At 68.6% G+C, this 21,087-nt stretch carries 22 protein-coding genes; 11 read left to right on the top strand and 11 right to left on the bottom strand.

What is annotated here, in order from left to right:
• Positions 1 to 114 precede the first annotated feature (114 nt).
• From ACWGKS_RS27135 to ACWGKS_RS27155, 5 genes are all read right to left on the bottom strand, one after another.
• A complete protein-coding gene (locus ACWGKS_RS27135) occupies positions 115 to 276 on the bottom strand; it encodes a hypothetical protein (protein WP_452524533.1) in 162 nt (53 codons plus the stop codon).
• An 89-nt stretch (positions 277 to 365) separates the two neighbouring features.
• The gene (locus tag ACWGKS_RS27140) at positions 366 to 971 is read right to left on the bottom strand and encodes a hypothetical protein (RefSeq protein WP_452524535.1); all 606 of its coding nucleotides are present in this window, start codon (positions 969 to 971) and stop codon (positions 366 to 368) included.
• On the bottom strand, positions 968 to 1,150 hold the full coding sequence (locus ACWGKS_RS27145) for a hypothetical protein (RefSeq protein WP_452524537.1): 183 nt from the start codon (positions 1,148 to 1,150) through the stop codon (positions 968 to 970). The genes ACWGKS_RS27140 and ACWGKS_RS27145 overlap by 4 nt, the downstream gene beginning before the upstream one ends.
• On the bottom strand, positions 1,147 to 1,476 hold the full coding sequence (locus tag ACWGKS_RS27150) for a hypothetical protein (protein ID WP_452524539.1): 330 nt from the start codon (positions 1,474 to 1,476) through the stop codon (positions 1,147 to 1,149). The genes ACWGKS_RS27145 and ACWGKS_RS27150 overlap by 4 nt, the downstream gene beginning before the upstream one ends.
• Positions 1,477 to 1,529: 53 nt before the next feature.
• Positions 1,530 to 2,066, bottom strand: coding sequence for a hypothetical protein (locus ACWGKS_RS27155; RefSeq protein WP_452524541.1), 537 nt, complete (start codon positions 2,064 to 2,066; stop codon positions 1,530 to 1,532).
• 127 nt (positions 2,067 to 2,193) lie between these two features.
• On the opposite strand from ACWGKS_RS27155, the gene ACWGKS_RS27160 reads away from it, so the two are divergent.
• The 4 genes from ACWGKS_RS27160 (at position 2,194) to dnaB (ending at position 7,340) form a co-directional block, all read left to right on the top strand.
• Positions 2,194 to 2,946 (top strand): GntR family transcriptional regulator, encoded by a 753-nt coding sequence (locus ACWGKS_RS27160; protein WP_452524543.1) that lies wholly within the window; start codon positions 2,194 to 2,196, stop codon positions 2,944 to 2,946.
• Between the two features lie 117 nt (positions 2,947 to 3,063).
• On the top strand, positions 3,064 to 4,293 hold the full coding sequence (locus ACWGKS_RS27165) for a helix-turn-helix domain-containing protein (RefSeq protein WP_452524545.1): 1,230 nt from the start codon (positions 3,064 to 3,066) through the stop codon (positions 4,291 to 4,293).
• Between the two features lie 456 nt (positions 4,294 to 4,749).
• Positions 4,750 to 5,886 carry a hypothetical protein gene (locus ACWGKS_RS27170; protein WP_452524547.1) on the top strand — a complete coding sequence of 379 codons (1,137 nt, stop codon included), beginning with the start codon at positions 4,750 to 4,752 and terminating at the stop codon, positions 5,884 to 5,886.
• A gap of 98 nt (positions 5,887 to 5,984) precedes the next feature.
• The gene (gene dnaB / locus ACWGKS_RS27175) at positions 5,985 to 7,340 is read left to right on the top strand and encodes a replicative DNA helicase (RefSeq protein WP_452524549.1); all 1,356 of its coding nucleotides are present in this window, start codon (positions 5,985 to 5,987) and stop codon (positions 7,338 to 7,340) included.
• 238 nt (positions 7,341 to 7,578) lie between these two features.
• On the opposite strand, the gene ACWGKS_RS27180 is transcribed toward dnaB, so the two are convergent.
• From ACWGKS_RS27180 to mobF, 6 genes are all read right to left on the bottom strand, one after another.
• Positions 7,579 to 7,881: a hypothetical protein gene (locus tag ACWGKS_RS27180; protein ID WP_452524550.1), complete on the bottom strand. Its 303-nt coding sequence runs from the start codon at positions 7,879 to 7,881 to the stop codon at positions 7,579 to 7,581.
• A gap of 16 nt (positions 7,882 to 7,897) precedes the next feature.
• Entirely contained in the window at positions 7,898 to 8,248 is a 351-nt protein-coding gene (locus ACWGKS_RS27185) for a hypothetical protein (RefSeq protein WP_452524552.1), read from the bottom strand.
• Positions 8,249 to 8,257: 9 nt separating this feature from the next.
• Positions 8,258 to 8,680 carry a GNAT family N-acetyltransferase gene (locus tag ACWGKS_RS27190; RefSeq protein WP_452524554.1) on the bottom strand — a complete coding sequence of 141 codons (423 nt, stop codon included), beginning with the start codon at positions 8,678 to 8,680 and terminating at the stop codon, positions 8,258 to 8,260.
• A 23-nt stretch (positions 8,681 to 8,703) separates the two neighbouring features.
• Positions 8,704 to 9,324, bottom strand: a complete 621-nt coding sequence (locus tag ACWGKS_RS27195; protein ID WP_452524556.1) for a hypothetical protein — start codon at positions 9,322 to 9,324, stop codon at positions 8,704 to 8,706.
• Positions 9,321 to 10,211, bottom strand: coding sequence for a hypothetical protein (locus ACWGKS_RS27200; RefSeq protein ID WP_452524558.1), 891 nt, complete (start codon positions 10,209 to 10,211; stop codon positions 9,321 to 9,323). The genes ACWGKS_RS27195 and ACWGKS_RS27200 overlap by 4 nt, the downstream gene beginning before the upstream one ends.
• A 390-nt stretch (positions 10,212 to 10,601) precedes the next feature.
• Complete coding sequence (gene mobF, locus ACWGKS_RS27205) at positions 10,602 to 14,276, bottom strand: MobF family relaxase (protein WP_452524560.1); 3,675 nt, start codon at positions 14,274 to 14,276, stop codon at positions 10,602 to 10,604.
• 299 nt (positions 14,277 to 14,575) lie between these two features.
• Between mobF and ACWGKS_RS27210 the strand changes: the two genes are divergently transcribed.
• The 7 genes from ACWGKS_RS27210 to ACWGKS_RS27240 all read left to right on the top strand — a co-directional run bounded on the left by ACWGKS_RS27210 (position 14,576) and on the right by ACWGKS_RS27240 (position 21,051).
• Positions 14,576 to 15,139, top strand: coding sequence for a hypothetical protein (locus ACWGKS_RS27210; protein ID WP_452524562.1), 564 nt, complete (start codon positions 14,576 to 14,578; stop codon positions 15,137 to 15,139).
• Positions 15,140 to 15,358: 219 nt separating this feature from the next.
• Entirely contained in the window at positions 15,359 to 15,628 is a 270-nt protein-coding gene (locus ACWGKS_RS27215; protein WP_452524564.1) for a hypothetical protein, read from the top strand.
• A 48-nt stretch (positions 15,629 to 15,676) separates the two neighbouring features.
• On the top strand, positions 15,677 to 16,201 hold the full coding sequence (locus ACWGKS_RS27220) for a hypothetical protein (protein WP_452524565.1): 525 nt from the start codon (positions 15,677 to 15,679) through the stop codon (positions 16,199 to 16,201).
• Positions 16,198 to 16,389 carry a hypothetical protein gene (locus tag ACWGKS_RS27225; protein ID WP_452524567.1) on the top strand — a complete coding sequence of 64 codons (192 nt, stop codon included), beginning with the start codon at positions 16,198 to 16,200 and terminating at the stop codon, positions 16,387 to 16,389. The genes ACWGKS_RS27220 and ACWGKS_RS27225 overlap by 4 nt, the downstream gene beginning before the upstream one ends.
• Before the next feature lie 475 nt (positions 16,390 to 16,864).
• A complete protein-coding gene (locus tag ACWGKS_RS27230) occupies positions 16,865 to 19,792 on the top strand; it encodes a Tn3 family transposase (protein WP_452524568.1) in 2,928 nt (975 codons plus the stop codon).
• 13 nt (positions 19,793 to 19,805) lie between these two features.
• Positions 19,806 to 20,321, top strand: a complete 516-nt coding sequence (locus tag ACWGKS_RS27235; protein ID WP_452524570.1) for a hypothetical protein — start codon at positions 19,806 to 19,808, stop codon at positions 20,319 to 20,321.
• Entirely contained in the window at positions 20,287 to 21,051 is a 765-nt protein-coding gene (locus ACWGKS_RS27240) for an IS6-like element IS6100 family transposase (protein ID WP_001389365.1), read from the top strand. The genes ACWGKS_RS27235 and ACWGKS_RS27240 overlap by 35 nt, the downstream gene beginning before the upstream one ends.
• The last annotated feature ends 36 nt before the right edge of the window (positions 21,052 to 21,087 follow it).

Here is a 21,087-nt window from a genome sequence, read left to right on the forward strand (position 1 = left end):
TCAGGGCCAGGCCGCCGTCGGTCTCGTCGTCGATGCTGATGTGGTCCAGATCGTCCTCGTCCAAGACGCTCTCCTCACAGGTGGTGGCCCCTGGCGGTCCCCCAGGGGCGGGAGCTACTTCTTCTTGTCCTTCTTGGTGTCGGGGAGCTTGGTGCCCTTGACAACTTTGCCGTCCTTGATGGTGGCGCCCTTGCCGAACGCGGTGTTGGTGAAGCTGTTGTTGCCGCCCATGTTCACGATGCCGGGCTGGCTGGTGTTCTCCTCGCGGCGACCCATGTCACGCTCCTCGCAGATGTGTGGTGTGGACCCTGGTGGTCCCCCAGACCCCACCAGCGGGTGCTGGTGGGGACGGGCACCCCAGGGGGTCAGAACGACGCCGCGGCGTCGTATTCGGCCAGGCGGTCCCGCTGGTCCTGCTGGTAGCGGGCTCGGAGGTCCTCCAACAGATCCCGGACCTCGGTCTCGGTGAGCCCGTACCGCCACCGCAACCGGTCCTCGGCCCTGGAGGTGTTCAGCGCCTCTCCGTCCAGCTGCCAGCGGTCTCCCCAGTCCCCGACCGAGATGTCGTTCTCGGGGTGGAACGCCTGCCAGGGCAGAGCGGCCAGCACCTGGGCGCGGCCCTCCATGCCGGAGGTCAGGGCCCGGGTGACCGCGCGGGTCTGTCGGGTGCGGGCCACCGCGACCGGGGAGTCGTCCTCGGTCAGGTCGTTGATCTGGCACTCCAGCTCCCAGATCCGACGGTTCAGGTCCTGTTCGCGGTCCTGGGCGGCGGCGAGCCGGTCCCTGAGGCACTCGGCGTCCCCGGCCGCGTCCCAGCTACGGGAGGTGGCCGACTCGGTCTCGCTACGGAGACGGGCGGCTTCGTCCTGGGCGTCTCCGGCACGGCGGTCGGCGACACGGACCTCGGCCTCCAGGCGGGCGACCTGCTCACGCAACTGGTCGGTTTCGGTGCGGCAGCGGCGGTGGATCATGCGGCGGTGCTCCTGTTCGCGGTGGTGATCGGGACGACGGGGACGGGGTGGCCGGTGTGTGCGGCCTCGATGTCGGCGTGGATGAGGTCGGCGACCTCCTCGACCCGGGCCCGGACACCGCCGGGACGGGTGGTGTCGGCCAGGTCGATGCGGGCGAGTTGCTCGACCAGCGGCTTCATCGCATGCCCTTCGGGGCCAGGTCCTTCGGGGTCAGGGCCGGAACGAACGGCGTGGTCTCGACGGCGACCAAGCGATCCCGTTCGGCGGTCAGCGCGGCGATCTGAGCGTCCAGCAGCGCGAGGCGGTCCACGCCGCCGACCATCACGGTGTCGGAGCGCACCTCGGTGACGAGGTAGCCGGCGACCCGGAGCGCGGCGGTGACGTCGTCGGTGCCCTCTCCGGCGAGGGTGACCATCAGCCCGGCCGGGGTGGTCGCGGTCGCCCAGATGCCCTTGTCCAGGGCCTTGATCACCTTGATGACGGTGTCCTTGTTCGGAGGCGTCATGATGTGCGTCCTTTCGCAGGTGGAACAGGGTGTGAGCTTTACGGCGTAGATATTCAGGCGGCGGTGACGTAGGTGGCGTGCAACCGGCGGGCTCGGGGGTGGCGGCTGGACCGCAGCACGTTCGCGAGTCCCGTGTAGATGGCGGTGGTGGTGGTCCAGCGGGCCACCATGCGGTCGATGACCTCGCGGGGGGCGTTGGTGATGGCCGCGATGGCGGCCCATGCCTGGGTGCGGAGCTGTTCGTCCTCGGTCGGGGCCTCGGTGGTGTCGCTGAGGTGGTCCGGGGACACGCGGTTGGGGGACTCGGGGGAGGTGTCCTCCGCGTAGACGGTGACGTCCTCGACGTACTCGGCGCGGGGGTTGACCGGGGCGGGGGCCTCGGCCGGGGTGCCGGTGTCGGCCCAGATCTGGGCGATGTCGGCGGCGCGTCCGGCGGTGTACATCAGCTCGTAGGCGGACCGGCCGGTGATCGTCTGGATGGCGTGAGCGATGGCCCAGTCGTCCTGGGTGTGGCCGCCCTGGGTGGCAACACGAGCCACGTCGGCGCGGGTGGCGCCGGTGGCGGCAACAACCTGGCTGAGCAGGGACATAGCGCTCCTCCTTCGACATCTCCCCGGGTGACTTAGCGCCTCCCGGTAGACCTACTATCTCTCTCCAGTGATACTATGTCAAGCAGGTTGCTATAAAGGGTGTCGACGAAGGGAAGATTCGACCGACATGACCAGCCGATATCGAGAGATCGCCGAAGAGATTCGCGAGCGGATCTCCTCCGGCACCTACGCCCGCGGGAAACGCCTCCCGCCCCAGAAGTCGCTCGCTGACGAGTTCGACGTGAGTCAACCGGTGGTGCAACGAGCCGTAATGGCGCTGCGCACTGAGGGACTTGTCCGCATCGAGAGGGGGACCGGCACTGTGGTGCACGAGATCAAGCCGATCGTGAGAAACGCGACGGCCAGGTACACGAAGACCGCACGTGAACAGGGGCAATCTCGGGGTGCTTTCGCCACCGAGGTGCGTTCCCTGGGACACGTCCCGCACAGCAAGCTGGTGAAGTTGGGGCCTGCGACTCCTCCGCCGGAGATCGCGGAGATCTTCCAGTTCGGCCGGGACGACATCGCGGCCATTCGCCACCGCCATATGACTGCGGACGAGACACCTGTTCAGATCGCGACGTCCTACGTGCCGTGGGCGATCGCGCAGGATACGCCGATCACACAGGAGGACACCGGGCCTGGAGGAACGTACTCGCGCCTGGAAGACCTCGGCCATCGGGTAACTCGCTTCACGGAGCGCATCCGCACTCGACCACCGTCGGAGGAGGAGGCCGCGTTCCTGCGCCTGGGAGAAGACCAGCAGGTCTACTCCGTGCTGCACATCGCCTATACCGAGGACGAGACTCCGGTAGAGGTCACACAGCACGTCATGCCGACGTTCCAGTGGGTGCTGGAGTACGAGTGGGCGGCGGATTGATCGCATGACTTCACCGTGGCGAAAACGCCCCTGACCTGCGAGAGGCATCTGGGGGGCAGGGGGATGCCCCCCAGATGCCACCTAGACGAAGCCGTACGGAGTCGGGAGCGTGAAGGCATGAACGGGATGGCGCCGTGGGCGCGAAGGATCAAGAAGGAACGGGAGCTCCGAGGGTGGACGCAGCGCGACTGTGTCGAACGCCTGAGGTACGAGACCACTCGCGAGCTGCCCTCGCTGGCCACCATGCTCGATCAGTGGAAGCGATGGGAGGGCGGCCGTGTACTCCCTTCCGGCGAGTACCAAAAGATGATCGCCGCGTTGTTCGGCAGCGTCTCGGGGGCCTTCTTCGCCGCCCCTCGTAGCCCACAGGAGGTTTTGGAGGCCGCCGTTCCTGGGGCGGACACACCGGAGCTGCTGGCGCGCCTGCGGAAATCAGCCGTGGACCAGGCCACCTTGGACTCCTTGAGGCTCACGGTAGACCGACTCTGCTCGGACTACCCCGTGGTCAGCGCCCACCAGCTCCTGACCGAGGGGCGGGCCTGGCTGGCGCGTCTGGCGGACCTGCTGGAACTGCGGGTCAGCCTGACGCAGCATCGCGAGATCCTGTCCTTGGCCGGGATGCTCGCACTCCTAGTCGGCTGTCTGGAGCAGGACATCAGCCACAGCCCAGCGGCGGAGAGCACGCGCCGGTCCGCCCTGACTCTGGGCACAGAGGCCGGCGACACGAACATCGTCGGCTGGGCACACGAGATGAGCTGTTGGTTCGCCCTCACCCGAGGGGACTACCGCACGGTCCTAACCGCAGCGGAGGCAGGCATCAATGCGGCTGGTGATCAGTCGGTGAGCGTGCAGCTCTACGCCCAGCAGGCCAAGGCCTGGGCGCGTATCGGCAATCAGGGACGGGTGGAGCTTTCCCTCGAACGCGGCCGCGAGCTGCTGGAAACGCTGCCTCCGCCCGTGGACCCCAGCCACCATTTCGTTGTGGACCCGGCGAAGTACGACTTCTACGCCATGGACGTGCTCAGGAAGTCCGGCAGCGACCGGCTCGCTGACGGCCTGGCTGACGAAGTTCTCGCCACCGCCACGGACTGGTCGGGGCGCCTGGTGGCTCCCATGCGAGCGGCGGAGGCCTACGTGACCAAGGGCGTGGTCGCAGCTCGCTCCGGCGACCTCAACAGTGCCCTCGACTACGGTCGGCAGGCCTTGGAAGGAACTCGGCAGTCCGTCCCGTCGCTGGTGATGGTCGGCCAAGAACTGGGACAGGTCCTCACTGACCAGTACAAGGGTGAGCAGGACGCCCAGGACTACGTGGAAGAACTGCGGTCTCTCGCAGCACATGCCGCGTAGAAGCAGAACGAAAGCCCGGCCGCTCGCGGCCGGGCTTTTTCACAGGCTCTGGTGTGGCTCAAGCGCCCGTTGAGCGCTACCCAGGCGATAGCGTCTGTCGTGACGCGGTCGTCTGTGTCGAGTGCCGGACCGCACGCATCATCAAAGTTTCATCTGAGCCGTCTGAGCGGAGTGCCGGGCCGAACACAGCAGGAGGTCCCTGCGGTGTTTCCCGGTACCCCAGGTCAGCCGTCTCACCCCAGACATGACGAAGGCCCGGGTGGCAGCCCGGGCCTCGTCCAAGATCGAGTGACCTGCAACTCACTCTGCTACGACCCCCGCATGCGCGGGGAACTAGACACCGTCATCGTACCCAGGAAGGGACGACAGTTTGCACCCGACATGGGTGACAAGGTCCTCCCCTCCGGTCCTGACGGCGTAGCTCAGTGGGTCACGCAGGTCTAGAAAGCAGACCCGATGACCACCGAGGGCACCGTCCCCTACCCCGTCGTCCTTCGCGCCCCGGACATGGACTGGATCAAGTTCGATGCCGAGCTGGCTCGCGACGGCTCTGTCGAACCCGTAGTTAAGGCGCTCTACGCCGCTCTCGCGTCCTTCGCCGACCAGGTCAGCCGAGGCACCGACGAGACCGTTCACGAGGACGAGATCCCCACCCGCAAGCGTCTGGCCGCGTGCATCGGCAAGTCCGTCGACACCGTTGACCGCTGCATCAAGAAGCTTGAGGAGTACGGCCTATTGGAGGTCGAACGGCGCAAGGACCCAAACAACCCCCGCAGCAACATTCCCAGCATCTACCGCCTCCTGGACCGGGAACGCTGGGATGAGCGCGCTGGGGAACGGGCCGCGAAACGACGCGCTGAGCGCGAGCGCCACCGCCAGGAGGCCGAACAGGCCAAGCGGGAGAAGGCCGAACGCGAACAGGTTGAAAAGGACCACGCAGAACCGGATGCCGCACCCCGAAACGACGCGAACTCTCCTTGTGGCCAGGACTGCGAGGGGTGGCCGCATGGGTGCGGCCAGGGTGGCCGCATGGGTGCGGCCAGGGTGGCCGCATGGGTGCGGCCAGGGTGGCCGCATGGGTGCGGCGGTACCTCTTCTAGTCAAGAGAAGTCTTCTTCTTCCTCAGGAAGCAGCAACAGCACACCCATCACCAGTGGTGTCGAAGAAGAAGATGAAGCGCCTACGGCCCAAAAACCACAACGCCGTGCCGGCGTCGGGGTCGCCCTGGTGCAGGAGATGACCAACGCCACCGTTGAAGAGGCCCAAGCCGTCATCACCCGACTGCGGGAAGAGTCCAAGAGGCTCAAGGGCAAGGACATCGGCTCAATTCGCCGCTACCTCGCCAGCTTTGACCCCGAAGACCTTGACCCTCACTTGAAGGCGGTGCGCGCTCAGCGTGCGTCACAGGCCCGTACAGAGGCCAACCAGACCGCTGAGGCCGACACCCGCTGCCATGCACACCACGAACCGATGCCGTGCATCGTGTGCCACACGTCCTCCAAGCCGGTCCTGGCCGGATTGCTCAAGAAGTACGGGCCGGCCCGCCGTCCCGACATCGCTCAGCGCCTGGACGAACTCGTCGGCGCCAACTGACCTGCTCGACCCCGTGCACGAAACGGGGCGGGGCGCCCTGCTTGCAGGCCCGGCGCCCCGCCCCTTACCCACCCCTGCGTAGAGATGGAGCTTTCATCATGACCGATGAAACCTACGAGACCCGCATCCCCCCGCACGACATCCAGGCCGAGCAGAGCGTGCTCGGGGGCATGCTGATCTCCCCCGACGAGGCCGTGAACATGATGGCGATGCTGAACGCCGAACACTTCTACCGGCCAGCTCACCAGATCATCTACTCAGCGATCTGCGAGTTGACCAACCAGGGTGAGCCGGTCGATGCCATCACGGTCAACGCCGAACTGGTCCGTCAGGGCGAAGCGACTCGGGTGGGCGGAGCCCCCTACCTGCACACCCTGACCGAGACCATCCCCACCGCCGCCAACGCCGGCTACTACGCCAAGATCGTGTTCGACCGGGCCCTGCTGCGCCGCTTGGTCGAGGTCGGCACCCGGGCCGCTCAGCTCGGATACGCCGGTGAAGGTGAGGCCCTGGACCTGGTCGATCAGATCCAGGGCCAGATGATGAGCCTGACGCAGGGATCGACCACCGAGACCGGCACCCGGGCCAACACGCTGATGGAGCTGGTCGTGGACAGTGCTGAGACACGGTCCAAGCGCGGCCCTGGAACCCTGGTCGGTCTGCCCAGCGGATTCGCGGACCTGGATGCGCTCACCAGCGGGTTCATGCCCGGACAGCTGATCATCGTGGGGGCTCGCCCATCCGTGGGCAAATCGACCCTGGCCCTGGATATTTCTCGAGCCTGCGCGATCGGCGCCGATCACCCGAGCGTGTTCTTCAGCCTGGAGATGGGCGAAGAGGAGCTGGGGCAGCGACTGATCTCAGCTGAGGGGAAACTTCCGCTGCACCTGATCAAGGACTCCAGCCTGATGAAGGACCCGGACTGGATCACGATGGGCAAGGCCGCCAGCAAGATCTCCGAGGCCCCGCTGATCGTGCACGACAAGATCATGATGCTTTCCGCGATCCGCGCTGAGATCCGGCGCCTGCATCGCACCGAGGGCATCCGCCTGGCGGTGGTCGACTACCTCCAGTTGGTGGACACCGATGGCAAGAAGGAGAACCGGACCCAGGAGGTCGGGGAGATCTCCCGAGCGCTGAAGCTCCTGGCCAAGGAGTTGGGCATCGTGATCATCGCGCTGTCTCAGATGAACAGGGGTTCCGAGCAGCGCACCGACAAGCGCCCCATGCTCTCGGAGCTGCGGGAGAGCGGCAGCCTGGAGCAGGACGCGGACATGGTGATCCTGATCTACCGGGAGGACATGCACGACAAGGAGTCGCCGCGGGCCGGTGAGGCGGATCTGATGGTGGTCAAGCACCGCAACGGGCCCACGACCGATGTGAGTGTGGCTTTCCAGGGCCATTACTCCCGGTTCGTGGACATGGCCTCAGGGATCGCTCCTCCCCAGAACTGACCCGAGGACAACGGCCCCATACCACGCTGGTGTGGGGCCGTTCCTGTGCGCGGGAGGGCTTGCCGTGTCTACGGCATGACGTACCTACGGCAACCACTTGTCGCCGGCTGGTTTCAACAGAGCCCGTCAACCAGACAGGCAACAGACCCTGCTCGCCCCCCGAAAACCCCGCACCTACCTAGCATTTCGCCACCCCTGGTTGAAGGACCCCCAAGAGATCTATGTCGTAAAGCTGTCGCTACAGGATGCTGGTCTGTCCCGGCACCTGGTCCCGCCCGGCCCTGGCCCGTCCCAGGCACCGGCGGCACGTGATTGGACCGGGAGCCGGGTACAGCCGCAGCGGGTCCACAGCCGCGTGGCACTGCACGGCGGGTACTTCGACCCCGGCCCACATGTGGGTGGTGAGCCCGTGAACGACCCGCCCCTGGCCGATCCTGGCGCCCTGGGCGCCGGCCAGCTCGTGCCGGCGGCGACGCAACGTGGCGGCCAGGTGCTCGATGTCGGCCTCGGGTTCGTGGGGGTGGTCGGGGTGCTCGCTCATGTGACCAGGATGCCCATCACCGGCCGGGCAGGTACGGCCCGATGGTCTCCAGGATCCTCAAAGTCTCGCGGGCTTCGGCCAGCTCCTCCACGGCGCCCTCGGTACGGGCCGACAGGTCCCGGCCGGTGATCCCGTCGACCTGCTCCTGGTCGAGGTCGGCCTCCAGGGCGGTGACGCGGCGGGTCAGGTGCCGCCACAGGTGCCGGCCGTGCGAGCGCGGGGACAGGCCCAGCTCCGCGACCTGCTGGACCAGAGCGGTGGGGCTGTGCGCGGTCAGCCAGTGCACACACCAGCCCTCCCACCCTGGTTCCTCGGGAGAGGGGATCCCCGCCCACCGCCCGCCCCCTGAGGATCGCTGATCTGCCATCTGACCAGGTTAGGTGGGGTGAATACCCATCACCGGCCACTCCTCGTCGGGGTCGTGGACCGGCGCCAGCCCGCAGGCGGCGAAGAATGCGACCCGGCCTTGCACGCCCTGGTCCTCGTCGGGGACGGCGAACACCCACCCCACACCCGACTGGGCGGCGGCCGCCACGAACGACTTCACCAGTGCCCGGCCGATCCCGTGCCGTTGGTGGTCGGTGTCTACGACCACGGCCTGGAGGTAGCCGTGCGGGGCCGGGACCGGAGCGCCGGGTCCGGGGTATCGGGCATCGAACGTGCCGCCGGCCCATCCCGCCGGTCGGTCGGATCGGTCGACGGCGACCAGGAGCACGTCCGTGTTGGGGGCGTAGGCCACTCCGGCCCGGTGGGCGAGCACGGCCAAGGCGTGCTGTTCTCCGCCTTTGGGGGAGCGCACACCTACGGGTGGAGGACCGGAGGTCATCGCTGTCTCGTGGCCGTGGCGTAGATCCATCGCCACTCGCGGCGTCCGATCCCGGGAAGCCACTCGCCGTGCCCGTCCGGGCAGGTGACGGTGCCGGCGTATCCGTCCCAGGCCAAGCGCAGGTCGTTGGTGGCTCCGCACACCGGGCAGGCCACAGGCCGTGTACCGCCTGGGTCGGGCAGGGACAGGCCGTCCACGGTCATCGACACCTGCGGTTCACCATCGCTGGGACGGTCCGTGCCTTCGGCCACAATCGCCTGGTCGGCGGTGATCATCATCAGCGCCTCCACCCACATGTTGGTCTGCGTCTCAGCATCGGCTCCCAGCAGAGGCTCCAAGAGCATGCGCTGGTAGGCGGTGGCGGCCTCAGGAACCGTGGTGGGCCACTCCTTGGCGATGTTGATGCCGGGGTGGTCGTGCTGGGCGCGGCCGCGGGACTGGTCCCAGATCAACCACACCAGCACGGTACGGGCCAGATCCTCACTCACGGACAGGGGTAGATCCCTGTGGAGTTCGCGGTGGGCCAGGGCGCGGGTGCGGTGGAGGGCCTGGCGGGTCAGGATCTGGGCCAGCCCCCAGGCGGTCGCCTCATCAAGGACCGGAGCGGGCGCCCTCACAGCGTTTCCCCCTGCCCGGTCAGGTCCCATTCGGCGACGGGGCGCCAGGTGTAGGCCGGGACCGCGGGGTCCTGGGACACCCACACCAGTGCCAGGGAGCGCACGTGCACCGGGATGAGTGCTCGGGTGCGGCCGATGCGGTCGGCCAAGGCCCGGCCGGTGCCGGCGGTGTGGCAGTAGGCGGTGGCCAGGTGGTAGGAGCGGGGGCTGTGCACGCGGGTTGGTAGGTCGGGTCCTTCGATACCGGCGTCCCGAGCACCGGTGCGCAGCAGCGCGGCCATTCCCTCCAGGGAGGATTCCCAGGACCAGCCGGGAGGCCGACGCCACGGGTCGGGCCGGCCCTCATCGAGGAGCACCCCGTGCTCGGTCACCATCGGGACCATCAACGCCTTCACCGGCGGTGCGGCCAGACGGTCCACCCACTGGCCGATCGCGTCGGCCAGACGGGCCGCTTCGTCCTCGGTGGCCTGGCCCAGGCGGCCGACGGTGATGTGCCGCCACCGGGCCGGCACCGGAGTGATCAGATCCCGGTGCCCAGGGAGGATCCGCCCCTGCCGGTCGAGTTCGTCGGCCAGGGGGCCGCCCTCACAGCAGTGGTCGCCGCAGGTGTCCGGGAGGGCGTACAGATGCAGGCGCTCTTCCCTGGCGGGCCAGGGGGCCACCGCGCCGCCGATGAACGGCGCCATCGGCCGCAGGAGAGCGGCGACATGGGCGATCTCGGCACGGGCCGCGGCGACCTGTTCGGGTCCGGTCTCATCGGGTCCCAGCACCCCCTCCAGGTCGTGGCGCAGCCTCTCGCGTTCATCCAGCAGCCGGGTGTGGGCCTGCTGTAGCTCGTGGGTGGACATGTCCTCGTAGTGAAGCGCCTGCTCGGTCTGGGTGGCCATACGGGCCAGTGTGCCCGCCGGACGACACGAGCGGGTGTCCAGGACCGGCCAGAGCTGTTGTGGTCGGTGTCTGCAGTGGCACCAGTCGGGGGACCTGCGGGCGGGGTCTGCGTAGACGTTGACCAGGCTCGGAGGATCCGCACACCCCCGCCGGCCATAGCCGGCGGGGGTGGTGGCGAAGGGTGTGGCTACCCCGGTGGCGGGGGTTCGGGCCGGGCGGGGTTCCGGCGCAAGCAACGGATGGTTGCGCGCATCGGTTGTGCGCCGGGTTCCCGTCCGGGATGGCGGGGTGCGGGGGCGGCGAGCCCCCGCGTACACCAGGCCTGAACAGTAGTGATACGCCTCGCACTGGTGCGAGGCGTGCGACGTTCCTGGTGGGTTCGGGGCGGGTCAGCGTCCCATGCCGGGCCCTGATGGCCGCCGTCCCCGCCTCGGGGCCGGCGGCGTCGGAGGGGGCTGCGTCGGGGTCCTGGGCGGGCGGGTGGTGCGTGCGGGAACCGGTGTGGGCACCCCGACCTTGGTCATCGGGCGACGGTCCCCATGCCAGGCGACTCGGACTCCATGCGCGGCTACCCGGGATTGGAGATCCTGGCGCTGCTCAGGGGACAGGGCGCGCACCTCAGCGCGGGTCAGGCCGTGTTCGATGGCCAGCGGCTCCACCGCCGCCAACAGGCGGGCCTCCTTCGCCTGCTGTTGCTCGTGGCGGTGGCGCTCGGTCTGGGCCCGGCGGGCGATTTCGGTCCCCTGGCCGCGTGCCGTCCTGGCTTTGGTGGAGACCTCGTCGAACCGGTCTCTGGCGGCGTCGGCCACCGTCCGGGCCTGGCTGGGTGTGGTGCCCTCCATCAGCAACCGCACCCGGGAGAGCTGCGCACGTTCCTCAGCAAGTCGGAGTTCCTCCCGCAGGACCGGTAGACCGGCCTCCAACTCGTTCGCGCGGCGAATCAGAGCGTCGGCCTTGGCGGCCAGGCGCTCGTGCTCGGGCACCTGACGATCCTCGTGCTCGCCCTGGCCGTGCTCCTGGTCGTCGTTTTTGACGGCGGCCGCCGGTTCGGGGCGCATCTGCTCCAGTTCATCGAGCAGCAGCCGGTCGTCGTCCTTGGTCAGGGTGGCGACGTAGGCGGACACGACGCGCTCCAGGGCCTCGGTTTCGGTGGCGGCCTGACCCAGCCGGGCCCGGGTGGTGTAGGGCTCGATCTCGGCCCCGGGCAGGTACAGGTCGGTGCGCACCTTCGCACGGCTCATAGCGGGGTAGAGGGCGTGGGCATCGGCTCCCAGCCCGTAGACGTGGCACCGGTCGGTGGTCACGCCCTGGGCGGAGGCGATCGTGGTCGCATACCCCAACGCCAGGTCGCCGCGCCGGAGCTGCTTGGGGCTGATCCACGCCCGTTCGTTCTTGCCGTGTCCCCAGACCACCAGGGCACCGAGTTCGGCGTCCACGGCCGCGACGATGCCGCGGTAGCCGTTGAGCACGTCGGGCTCGTCGCTGTGCCTGCTCCGGTAGTCGTTGCGGCGCACCCGGACCTGTTCGCCCACGGCCAGGGCCAGATCACCGGAGCGGGTGGCGAAGACCAGTTCCTTCCCGAGGTGGCCGGCGGCGCGGGCGGCCTGGGCGGCGCGCAGGTTGAGCGCGTCCACGTCCGCCCTCGTTGCGGCGACCATGAACAGGCGCTCGACAGCGTCCAGGGGGTTGGTGTAGCGGGCCCGGTCCGCGGTCCAGGCGGCCGCCATCTGGGCGTGGGCGGCGTCGGCGTCGACGGGGGCGTGCACCATGCCGCGCTGGGCCCACAGGGCCAGGGCGGACTTGTGGGCGCCCTGGCTCCAGGCCTGGAGCGCTTGGCGGTCGACGGTGTCCTTCTGGCGACGGTTCTCGCGCAGCTCCGCACCGCCCATCCGGTGATGCAGCCGGGCGAACACGCTCCCGGCGGCCACGGGGCGGAGCTGGAGCGGGTCCCCGATCGAGACGATCTTCGTGCCCCGCTTGGCGGCCTCTTCGACCAAGACGGACATGTCGCGGTCCCCGACCATGGCGCCTTCGTCCACGACCAGCACGTCCACGCCCTTCAACCCGGGGCCGCTGGTGATGCGTTGGCGCCAGGACGCGATCGTTTGTGAGGTGATCCCGGCTTCGGCTCGAAGGCCAGCGGCCGCCACCGCGGCGACGGCGGCTCCTTCGACCCGCAGCCCGGCGGCCTCCCACGCGCACCGGGCCGCCGACATGATCGTGGTTTTGCCGGCCCCGGCGACCCCGAGCACGGTGTCGACGTGGTGGCCGGCCTCGATGAGGCGCACCACGGCCATGAGTTGTTCGCGGGAGAGGGAGAACCCCTTGACCTGCTGCCACACCTTGAGCGCGCGGGCGGCTTCGGCCCGGTCTACGACCGCCATCTGAGCGTTCTTGCCCGCTTCGGCGGTGCCCAGGATGGTCGCCTCAGCGGCGGGCAGGTCGGCGGCGGTGTACCGAGCCGAGTGGGACATGTGGGTGGCGCCCACGTCCGGCAACCGCAGTGCCATGGGGTGTTCGAGCACGTGGGCGGTGAGCGCCTCCAGCTCCTCCCCGTCCGCGATGCCGCCCTCGCAGGCGGCCGCCACGGCCGCCATCACCCGTGCCCGCGAGGCGACCTTGTGGTTGGCGGTCACCCCGGTCTCGGGGTCCCACACCGTGGCCGCCACCACATCGGGGTCGGGCCCCAGGTCAGGGCGCGGGCCTCGCGCGGCCGCGGGGCCTTCGGCGCCGGGTTCGCGGCCCTGAAGCGCGGCCCGCCACAGAACCTCGGGCGGGTACTTCATCTTCCGCATCCGCTGGTGCCAGGACTCGCGCTCCTCCGTTCGGGTGGAGGCGACCTTCTTCTCGGCCAGGCGGCGCGCGGCCGCCCGCGACGCGGCGCCCGGGGCTCCCTCCCCGGCTACCTCTTTGGCCTGGTTGCGGCGTCGGGAGAACCCGTTCTTGACCACGTCGGGGATACCGACCAGCTCCCACTGGCGTGACTCGGGGTCTTGGGCGTAGCGGAACCCGAACTCGGCGCTGAGCTTGCGGCGCTCGATGGCGCGCTGCATCTCCCCCAGCGTGGACACGTGCCGCATCAGGTCCCGGCCGCCGGCGGCGATCGTCCTCCACTTGCCGTCGACCGTGGAGCGGCCCATCACCGAGAGCATCACGTGCGTGTGGGTGTGCGGATCCCCCGGCTCCCCGGCCGTCATGGCGCGGGCGGTGCGGTGCTTGGTCGCCGTGGCGATGATCCCGGTGGCCTCCACCCGCTTGGCCTGTTGGCCGTCGCCGTGGTGGCCCACCATCACGTACCCCACCCACCGCTCCAGGTGCGCCACGGTCTCAGCCACCGCTTCGTCGTGGATCTCCTCCATCCGGCGGGCCGCCTCCGGTGGGGCGGCGGCCTGGGCGGCGTCGGTGCGCCGGTCGCGGGTGAAGACCACGTCGTAGGCGCGGGTACCGATGTCCACCCGCTCGTCGGCGTGGTCCTGGGCGTGGCCCAGCTCGACCGCGTCGTAGACCGCAGTCAGGTCCGCCCCGGCCGCCGTGGCGATGCGGGTCAGGTCCGCCACCGGCGCCCGGTGATGCTCGCCTTCGGAGGTCATGCAGCGCAGCAGCCGGTTGTACCGCTCCCACGACCACCGGGAACGCTGGGTGGTGGGGTGGGGCCGGGTCGCGTCTTCGGCCCAGGACAGGCGCCACAGCAGCTCTTCGACGCTCACCCCGTACTCGGCGGCCGCCTTGTCCACGGCATCGACCAAGGGGCGGGCCGGCAACAACGCCTCGGGGGAGGTTGCAGTCTTGAACTTGATCAGCTTCTGGCCGGTGCGGGGGTCGCGTCCGGCTACGACCTGGCGCATCTCTTCGACGTCGGCGTCCGTGGCCAGCACGGTGCCCGGGGCGCGGTCGAACTCGGCCCACCCCGACCCCAGCCGGACGATCGGGTCCTGGCCCTGGTCGACTGCGAGCCGGTATTCCACGGCCACGTCGGCGGCCGCCACCCGCTCCTCCCCACACGACCCGGCGAGACGGTAGTCGGCCTGTTCGGCGGTGTGGATCGGCGTCACGTAGACCCCCACCCGACCACCTCCACGCAGTGTCGTTTTTCGCCCGGTACGGGCGGTTTGTATCGCGACAGCGATACCTGACGCACTCACCTGCTTTCTGGGACCCTAGCGCGCACCCGATCACCCACCCCCGCGCAACCCCCTGTTTTCGGCCACGAACACGTCCGTGCGAGCACGGAAATGTCAGTGCCCACGAGCATGAGAACGTCAGCGAAGTGGTCCCGCGCAACGGAGTTCCACACACCGTGGCACTACTAGTGATCCAGGTTTCGTCCGGGACGAAAAGACCGGCGGGCCGGTACGGTGCCGCCATGGACGAACACCACCGCCACGGCGACGATGACGGCGAGGGCCAGGAGCTGTCCGAGGCCGACCCGCAGGGGCGGCCCTACGTCGGCAAGACCCGCGTTACCAAGACCACCCGCCAGCGCCTTGTCTCCCGCGCGTGTGCCTGGTGCGGCGACCCGGTCCCCTACTCGGGGCGGGGGCGCCCGCCGAAGTACTGCTCCAAGGCGCACCGGAACCGGCAGTGGGAGGTGGACACGGCCGCCAGGCGCCAAGAGCGCGACCGCGAGGCCGGCACCGCTCGGCCGGAGGGAGAGCCGGTCCGGGAAGTGGTGCGCGAGACCGTGACGCGCACCGCGATCCGCTCGGCCCGGATCGAGGTACCGGGGCGAGTGCGCACCGTGGAAGTCCCAGTGGAAGTGGAGCGGCCGGTGCGTCTGGAGTCGGCTGTGGAGGTGTGCGCGGTGCTGAGCGCTGTGGAGTCGGCCGTGCGTCAGGGGCGGTTCCCCGAGGAGGGCCTGGACCACGTGCTGCGTAGGGCTGCTGGGTTGATCGAGGCGATCCAGGACGTGGGAATCACGGACGGCTGAGCACCCGGGACTTACGTCCCGGACGAAACCATGATCACCAGTGGTGCCACGGTGTGATCGTCCTGGATCACTGGTAGTGCCTCGGTTTGATCGTCGTCTTGGGTGGGTGCGTTCCTTCATGGTGATTTATGGGCCTCGGTGGGTCGCTGATCTGGCATCTCACTGCGATGAGTGATGCGGTGTGAGCAGACTGGATGCTGTCGAAGGAGAGGGCGTGCAGTGGTGACACGGCGAGGTGGGCTGGGCCCGCAGGGAGGACAGTGGGTGCGGGCAGCCGCCGCGCACCATGTCCATGACGCGGAGCTGGTCGATGAGGAACGGCTGGCGGTCCCCGCTGGCACACCGGCTCTACTGAGTCGAGCGGAGGCCGATGACGTGATCGAGGTACTGGACATGGTCGCTGCGGCGGCCCCGGCCGGACCGGGGCGCACCCGTGTCGAGGAACTCGGACTCCTTCTGCGCCAGCGTCTCCGAGAAGCCGGCGTCTGACCGGCCGATTTACCCCCGCGCGTCGGTACCCGGTGGCAGGCTCGACCCATGAGCGAGACCGTCCCCTCCCCCTCCACGACGACCGTGCGCCTGGTTGGCGGCCCCGACGACTGGCGAGAACAGACCCTGAGCCACCTGACCGAGACGGATCTAGCGGGCCCCCGCGATTCGCTCGGGGCCTACTTGGTCAGCTCCCTGGTGCCGGCTGACCATCCCGACCCCGGTGCCAGGGCGGTGTACGAACCCGACGTAGAGCCCGGATCCCCGCGGGTGTGGTTCTTCCGTGGCTGGTCCCCGTTTAGCCCCACCGGTGCGGAGCTGCGCACCGCCGATCACCGCCAGGGCGTCGACGTCATCCTGGACGGTGACCAGATCCCGACCGAGTGGGTCACCGACGCCGGTGACCGCTACCGGGTCGACCGGATCCTCGGACACTGGGAGGCGACCGGGGAGAACGATCTCGCGCCCGACTGGTGGCACATCCGGTCAGCCAGCCGGGACTGGGAGCTACTCGCGCACCCGGGCCACTGGGAAGCCGGCCTTCTCCCGCGCCAGGACGAAGACATGGAATGAAACTCGGGGCCCTCCTACAGGGAGCGCTGCTGGCGTTCACCTCTGTCGTGGCGGTGGCATGGGAGGCGGTTGGTGCCCGCGGCGTCATCGACGCGGGCCAGCTGTTCTCCGTTGCTCTGATCCCGCTGTTCTTCATGCCGCTGCTCTATACCGAGTTGGAGAGGAAGGGCGAAGAGGCGACGGCGTGAGCGTCTGTGCGTGGATCCGGGACACGAAGACGTGCTGATCCGAGGAACCACGGGCCTCGCACTCACCTGAGCACGAGGCCTTTGCGCTGTTCAAGACGCAGTTGAGGCCGTTAAACCAATCCACCAATACACCGGTGTATCGGCGTTTTAATCCACCGATACACCGGTGTAATTAACCGCCCGTTCTGACTCTCTTCTCGACGGCCCTGTCCCTCTCCCCTTCGCCCCTCCGAAGGGGTGAAGGGGCCGCGAACCACGCGACGAACGCGCGTGCTGTCCATCGGCCTTCCACACCACGGAAAAGGTGGAAGGAGGTATCTCGAGTGAAGGCCTGCTTCTCCCGAAGCTACGGCGAGCCGCAAAGTAGCGGGATTCCTTGAGGTCACGGATCAGGTGAACCTGCCAGTAACCCGATGCCTGTCCACGATCGTGTGCGCTGTCGACCCCGACCGCCACGATCTGGGAGCGCCCCCTCATGCGCCAGGACTGGACCCCCGAACAACTCGTCGACCACTGGACCCTGGAGGAAGGCGACCGGACTCTGATCGGCAACAAGTCCGGCCCGACCCGGCTCGGGTTCGCGTTGGTGTTGAAGTCCTTCCAGCTCCAGGGCCGTTTCCCCACCTACGCCGAAGAGATCCCGCCCGCCGCGGTGCCCTTCGTCGCCGACCAGGTGAACGTCGATGCGGCCCTGTTCGGCATGTACGCCTGGACCGGCCGGACGATCGAGTACCACCGCCACCAGATCCGGAAGGAGTACGGCACCCACGCCGCCACCGAGGGCGAAGAGGACCAGCTCGCCCAGTGGCTGGCCGACCAGGTCTGCCCGGTGGAAGTCGACCGCACCGAACTCGCCCAGGCCGTGGTCAACCGGTGCCACACCCTCAAGATCGAACCCCCGCGCCCGGGACAGATCGAGCGGATCGTGGCCTCGGCCGGGCGCCGCTTCGAGGAAGCCTTCACCGCCCAGGTCACCGCCCATCTGGGCCCGGGGGTGTGCGAGCGTCTCCAGAGCCGGGTGCTGGGCACCGAGGGAGTCCTGCTGGCCGTGAAGTCCGACCCCGGCCCGCTGGGGCTGGAGACCCTGCTCACCGAGGTCGACAAACTGAAGACCGTGCAGGCCCTGGGGCTGCCGGACGAGCCCTTCGCCGGGGTCTCGGACAAGATCGTGGCCGCCTGGCGCTCCCGGGCGGCCCGGATGTACCCCTCCGACTTCGCCGAGTGCGCCGAACCGGTGCGCTACACCCTGCTGGCCGCCTTGTGCTGGTCCCGCCAGGCTGAGCTGATCGACTCCCTGGTGGAGCTGTTGATCCGGCTTATCCACCGGATCAACGCCCGCGCGGAGACGCGGGTGGAGAAGGAGCTGATCGGTCAGCTGACCGCGGTGCCGGGCAAGAAGTCGATCCTGCGCCGTATGGTGGACGCTTCCCTGGCCGAGCCCGGCGGGACGGTGGCCGAGGTGGTCTTCCCCGCGGTCCCGGGCGGGGAGAAGACGCTGCGCCGCCTGGCCAAGGAGTTGATGGCGACCGAGAAGGCGATGGCCGAGCGGGTGCGTTACCAGCTGCGCGGCTCCTACACCCACCACTACCGGCGGATGCTCTCTCCGCTGCTGGCCGCTCTGTCTTTTGCCTGCAACAACACCGCCTACCGGCCGGTGATGGAGGCCATCGAGCTGCTGGGCCGCTACACCGAGACCGACCGGAGCGAGAAGTTCTACGGGCCCGCCGAGCACGTGCCGATCGAGGGTGTGGTGCCCAAGGCCTGGCACGAGGCGGTCACCGACGCCGCCTCCGGGCGGGTGGAGCGCATCCCCTACGAGCTGTGCGTGCTCATCGCGCTGCGCGAGGCGCTGCGCCGGCGCGAGATCTACGTCCAGGGCGCCAGCCGCTGGCGCGACCCCGACACCGACCTGCCCGGCGACTTCGCCGAGAACCGCGACGTGCACTACGCCGCCCTGAACAAGCCGGTGGAGCCGAACGCGTTCGTGGAGGGGGTGCGCACCCGGATGCGCCAGGCGTTGGACCGGCTCGATGTCGCGATGGCCAAGGACACCACCGGCGGGGTGCGGGTGGTGACCCGCAAGGGCCAGCCCTGGATCAGCGTCCCGAAACTGGAGGCGCTGCCCGAGCCTCAGAACCTGCGCGCGCTCAAGGGCGAGGTGCTCAAGCGGTGGGGCACCCTGGACCTGCTCGACATCCTCAAGGACTCCGCGCTGCTCACCGGGTTCTGCGAGGAGTTCGCGTCGGTGGCCACCCGCGAGGCGATCCCCAAGGCGGCGCTGCACCGGCGTCTGCTGCTGTGCCTGTTCGCGCTCGGGACGAACATGGGCATCAAGCAGATGATCGCCACCGGTGAGCACGGCGAGGACGAGGGGGCGCTGCGCCGCACCCGCGCCTCCCACATCACCCGCGACAACCTGCGCCGGGCCATCGCGAAGGTGGTGAATGAGACCTTCGCCGCCCGGGACGCCCAGTGGTGGGGCACCGCCACCACCACCGCGTCGGACTCCAAGCGGTTCGGGTCCTGGGAGTCGAACCTGATGACGGAGTTCCACGCTCGGTATGGCGGGCACGGGGTGATGATCTACTGGCACGTCGACAAGGGCCGGGCGTGCATCTACTCCCAGCTCAAGTCGTGTTCGTCCTCGGAGGTCGCGGCGATGATCGAGGGAGTGCTGCGGCACTGCACCGACGCCGAGGTCGAGGCGAACTACACCGACACCCACGGCGCTTCGATCGTGGGGTTCGCGTTCACCGAGCTGCTCGGGTTCAAGCTGCTGCCGCGGTTGAAGAACATCGGCGCGGTGCGCCTGTACAGCCCCGACAGCGGCCCCGCGACGTGGCCACACCTGGAGCGGGTGGTCAAGAACCGGCCCATCGACTGGGCGCTGATCGAGCGCAACTACGACCAGATGGTCGCCTACGCCACCGCCCTGCGCCTGGGCACGGCCGACACCGAGCAGGTGCTGCGCCGCTTCACCAAGGGCGGCGGCCCCAAGAACCCCGTCTACCAGGCCCTGGAGGAACTCGGCCGGGCGGTGCGCACCATCTTCGCCTGCGACTACCTGGCCGACGAAGCCCTGCGCCGGGAGATCCACGGCGGCCTGGAGGTGGTGGAGAACTGGAACGGCGCCAACGACACCTTCTTCTACGGCAAGGAGGGCGTGCTCACCGGAGCCGACCGCGAGCACGCCGAGATCTCCATGCTCGCCCTGCACCTACTCCAGTCCTGCCTGGTCCACGTCAACACCCTGCTCCTGCAACGGGTGCTGGAAGACCCCGTCTGGGCGGGGCGGCTGACCCCCGAGGACCGGCGCGGGCTGAACCCACTGTTCTGGACACACGTCAACCCGTATGGCCGGTTCGTGCTCGACATGGACACACGCCTGGACCTGGCCGTCTAAGGAGGACCCCTACGTGAAGCTCGCACGTTGGAAGACCGCACCCCGCAAACCGGTCCGATTGCACGTGACCACCGACGGCATCAAGACAGCGTGTGGCGCGCTCATCCCCGAGACCGCCACCCTGACCCGCGACACCGACGAGTGGTACCTGCACACCACCTGCTACAACTGCGCTTACCGGCTCTGGCCCCAGCACGGACCCGAGGACTACCTCTGCCCGCACAACAGCAAGGACTTCCCGCCCCGTAAGCGGTGCCCGCACCGCAGTGACCCGCAGGGGTGCGTTGTGTGCACCCCCTCTGCCGCACAGTGTTGGCCCTGCCCCAACGGGTGCACCGATCCGGCCGACCACGACCCGGGGCACCGCTACACCAAGTGCACGGTCTTCCCGGCCCGCCGGGAGCCGGGGCCCGACGGCCGGTGCGCGCAGATGGGCTCTGTTGCAAAAATCGTGAAGCTTGAGCATGCTTGGCGGAGATTGGACGGACGGAACGATGACGGATTTCAAGTGGCGCCATTTCCAGGGTGATGTGATCCTGTGGGCGGTGCGCTGGTATTGTCGCTATCCGATCAGCTATCGCGACCTTGAGGAAATGCTGGCGGAACGCGGCATTTCGGTCGACCATACGACGATCTATCGCTGGGTCCAGTGCTACGCCCCGGAGATGGAGAAGCGGCTGCGCTGGTTCTGGCGGCGTGGCTTTGATCCGAGCTGGCGCCTGGATGAAACCTACGTCAAGGTGCGGGGCAAGTGGACCTACCTGTACCGGGCAGTCGACAAGCGGGGCGACACGATCGATTTCTACCTGTCGCCGACCCGCAGCGCCAAGGCAGCGAAGCGGTTCCTGGGCAAGGCCCTGCGAGGCCTGAAGCACTGGGAAAAGCCTGCCACGCTCAATACCGACAAAGCGCCGAGCTATGGTGCAGCGATCACCGAATTGAAGCGCGAAGGAAAGCTGGACCGGGAGACGGCCCACCGGCAGGTGAAGTATCTCAATAACGTGATCGAGGCCGATCACGGAAAGCTCAAGATACTGATCAAGCCGGTGCGCGGTTTCAAATCGATCCCCACGGCCTATGCCACGATCAAGGGATTCGAAGTCATGCGAGCCCTGCGCAAAGGACAGGCTCGCCCCTGGTGCCTGCAGCCCGGCATCAGGGGCGAGGTGCGCCTTGTGGAGAGAGCTTTTGGCATTGGGCCCTCGGCGCTGACGGAGGCCATGGGCATGCTCAACCACCATTTCGCAGCAGCCGCCTGATCGGCGCAGAGCGACAGCCTACCTCTGACTGCCGCC

Source organism: Nocardiopsis sp. NPDC055879 (assembly GCF_053615935.1).

Bases quoted from the DNA above. Each gene is read 5' to 3' on its own strand.
- ACWGKS_RS27180 (WP_452524550.1), bottom strand. From the start codon at position 7,881: ATGAGCGAGCACCCCGACCACCCCCACGAACCCGAGGCCGACATCGAG.
- ACWGKS_RS27135 (WP_452524533.1), bottom strand. From the start codon at position 276: ATGGGTCGCCGCGAGGAGAACACCAGCCAGCCCGGCATCGTGAACATG.
- ACWGKS_RS27200 (WP_452524558.1), bottom strand. From the start codon at position 10,211: ATGGCCACCCAGACCGAGCAGGCGCTTCACTACGAGGACATGTCCACC.
- ACWGKS_RS27150 (WP_452524539.1), bottom strand. From the start codon at position 1,476: ATGACGCCTCCGAACAAGGACACCGTCATCAAGGTGATCAAGGCCCTG.
- ACWGKS_RS27240 (WP_001389365.1), top strand. From the start codon at position 20,287: ATGACGGATTTCAAGTGGCGCCATTTCCAGGGTGATGTGATCCTGTGG.
- dnaB (WP_452524549.1), top strand. From the start codon at position 5,985: ATGACCGATGAAACCTACGAGACCCGCATCCCCCCGCACGACATCCAG.
- ACWGKS_RS27225 (WP_452524567.1), top strand. From the start codon at position 16,198: ATGAAACTCGGGGCCCTCCTACAGGGAGCGCTGCTGGCGTTCACCTCT.
- ACWGKS_RS27210 (WP_452524562.1), top strand. From the start codon at position 14,576: ATGGACGAACACCACCGCCACGGCGACGATGACGGCGAGGGCCAGGAG.
- ACWGKS_RS27140 (WP_452524535.1), bottom strand. From the start codon at position 971: ATGATCCACCGCCGCTGCCGCACCGAAACCGACCAGTTGCGTGAGCAG.
- ACWGKS_RS27145 (WP_452524537.1), bottom strand. From the start codon at position 1,150: ATGAAGCCGCTGGTCGAGCAACTCGCCCGCATCGACCTGGCCGACACC.
- ACWGKS_RS27230 (WP_452524568.1), top strand. From the start codon at position 16,865: ATGCGCCAGGACTGGACCCCCGAACAACTCGTCGACCACTGGACCCTG.
- ACWGKS_RS27155 (WP_452524541.1), bottom strand. From the start codon at position 2,066: ATGTCCCTGCTCAGCCAGGTTGTTGCCGCCACCGGCGCCACCCGCGCC.
- ACWGKS_RS27165 (WP_452524545.1), top strand. From the start codon at position 3,064: ATGAACGGGATGGCGCCGTGGGCGCGAAGGATCAAGAAGGAACGGGAG.
- ACWGKS_RS27170 (WP_452524547.1), top strand. From the start codon at position 4,750: ATGACCACCGAGGGCACCGTCCCCTACCCCGTCGTCCTTCGCGCCCCG.
- ACWGKS_RS27220 (WP_452524565.1), top strand. From the start codon at position 15,677: ATGAGCGAGACCGTCCCCTCCCCCTCCACGACGACCGTGCGCCTGGTT.
- ACWGKS_RS27185 (WP_452524552.1), bottom strand. From the start codon at position 8,248: ATGGCAGATCAGCGATCCTCAGGGGGCGGGCGGTGGGCGGGGATCCCC.
- ACWGKS_RS27160 (WP_452524543.1), top strand. From the start codon at position 2,194: ATGACCAGCCGATATCGAGAGATCGCCGAAGAGATTCGCGAGCGGATC.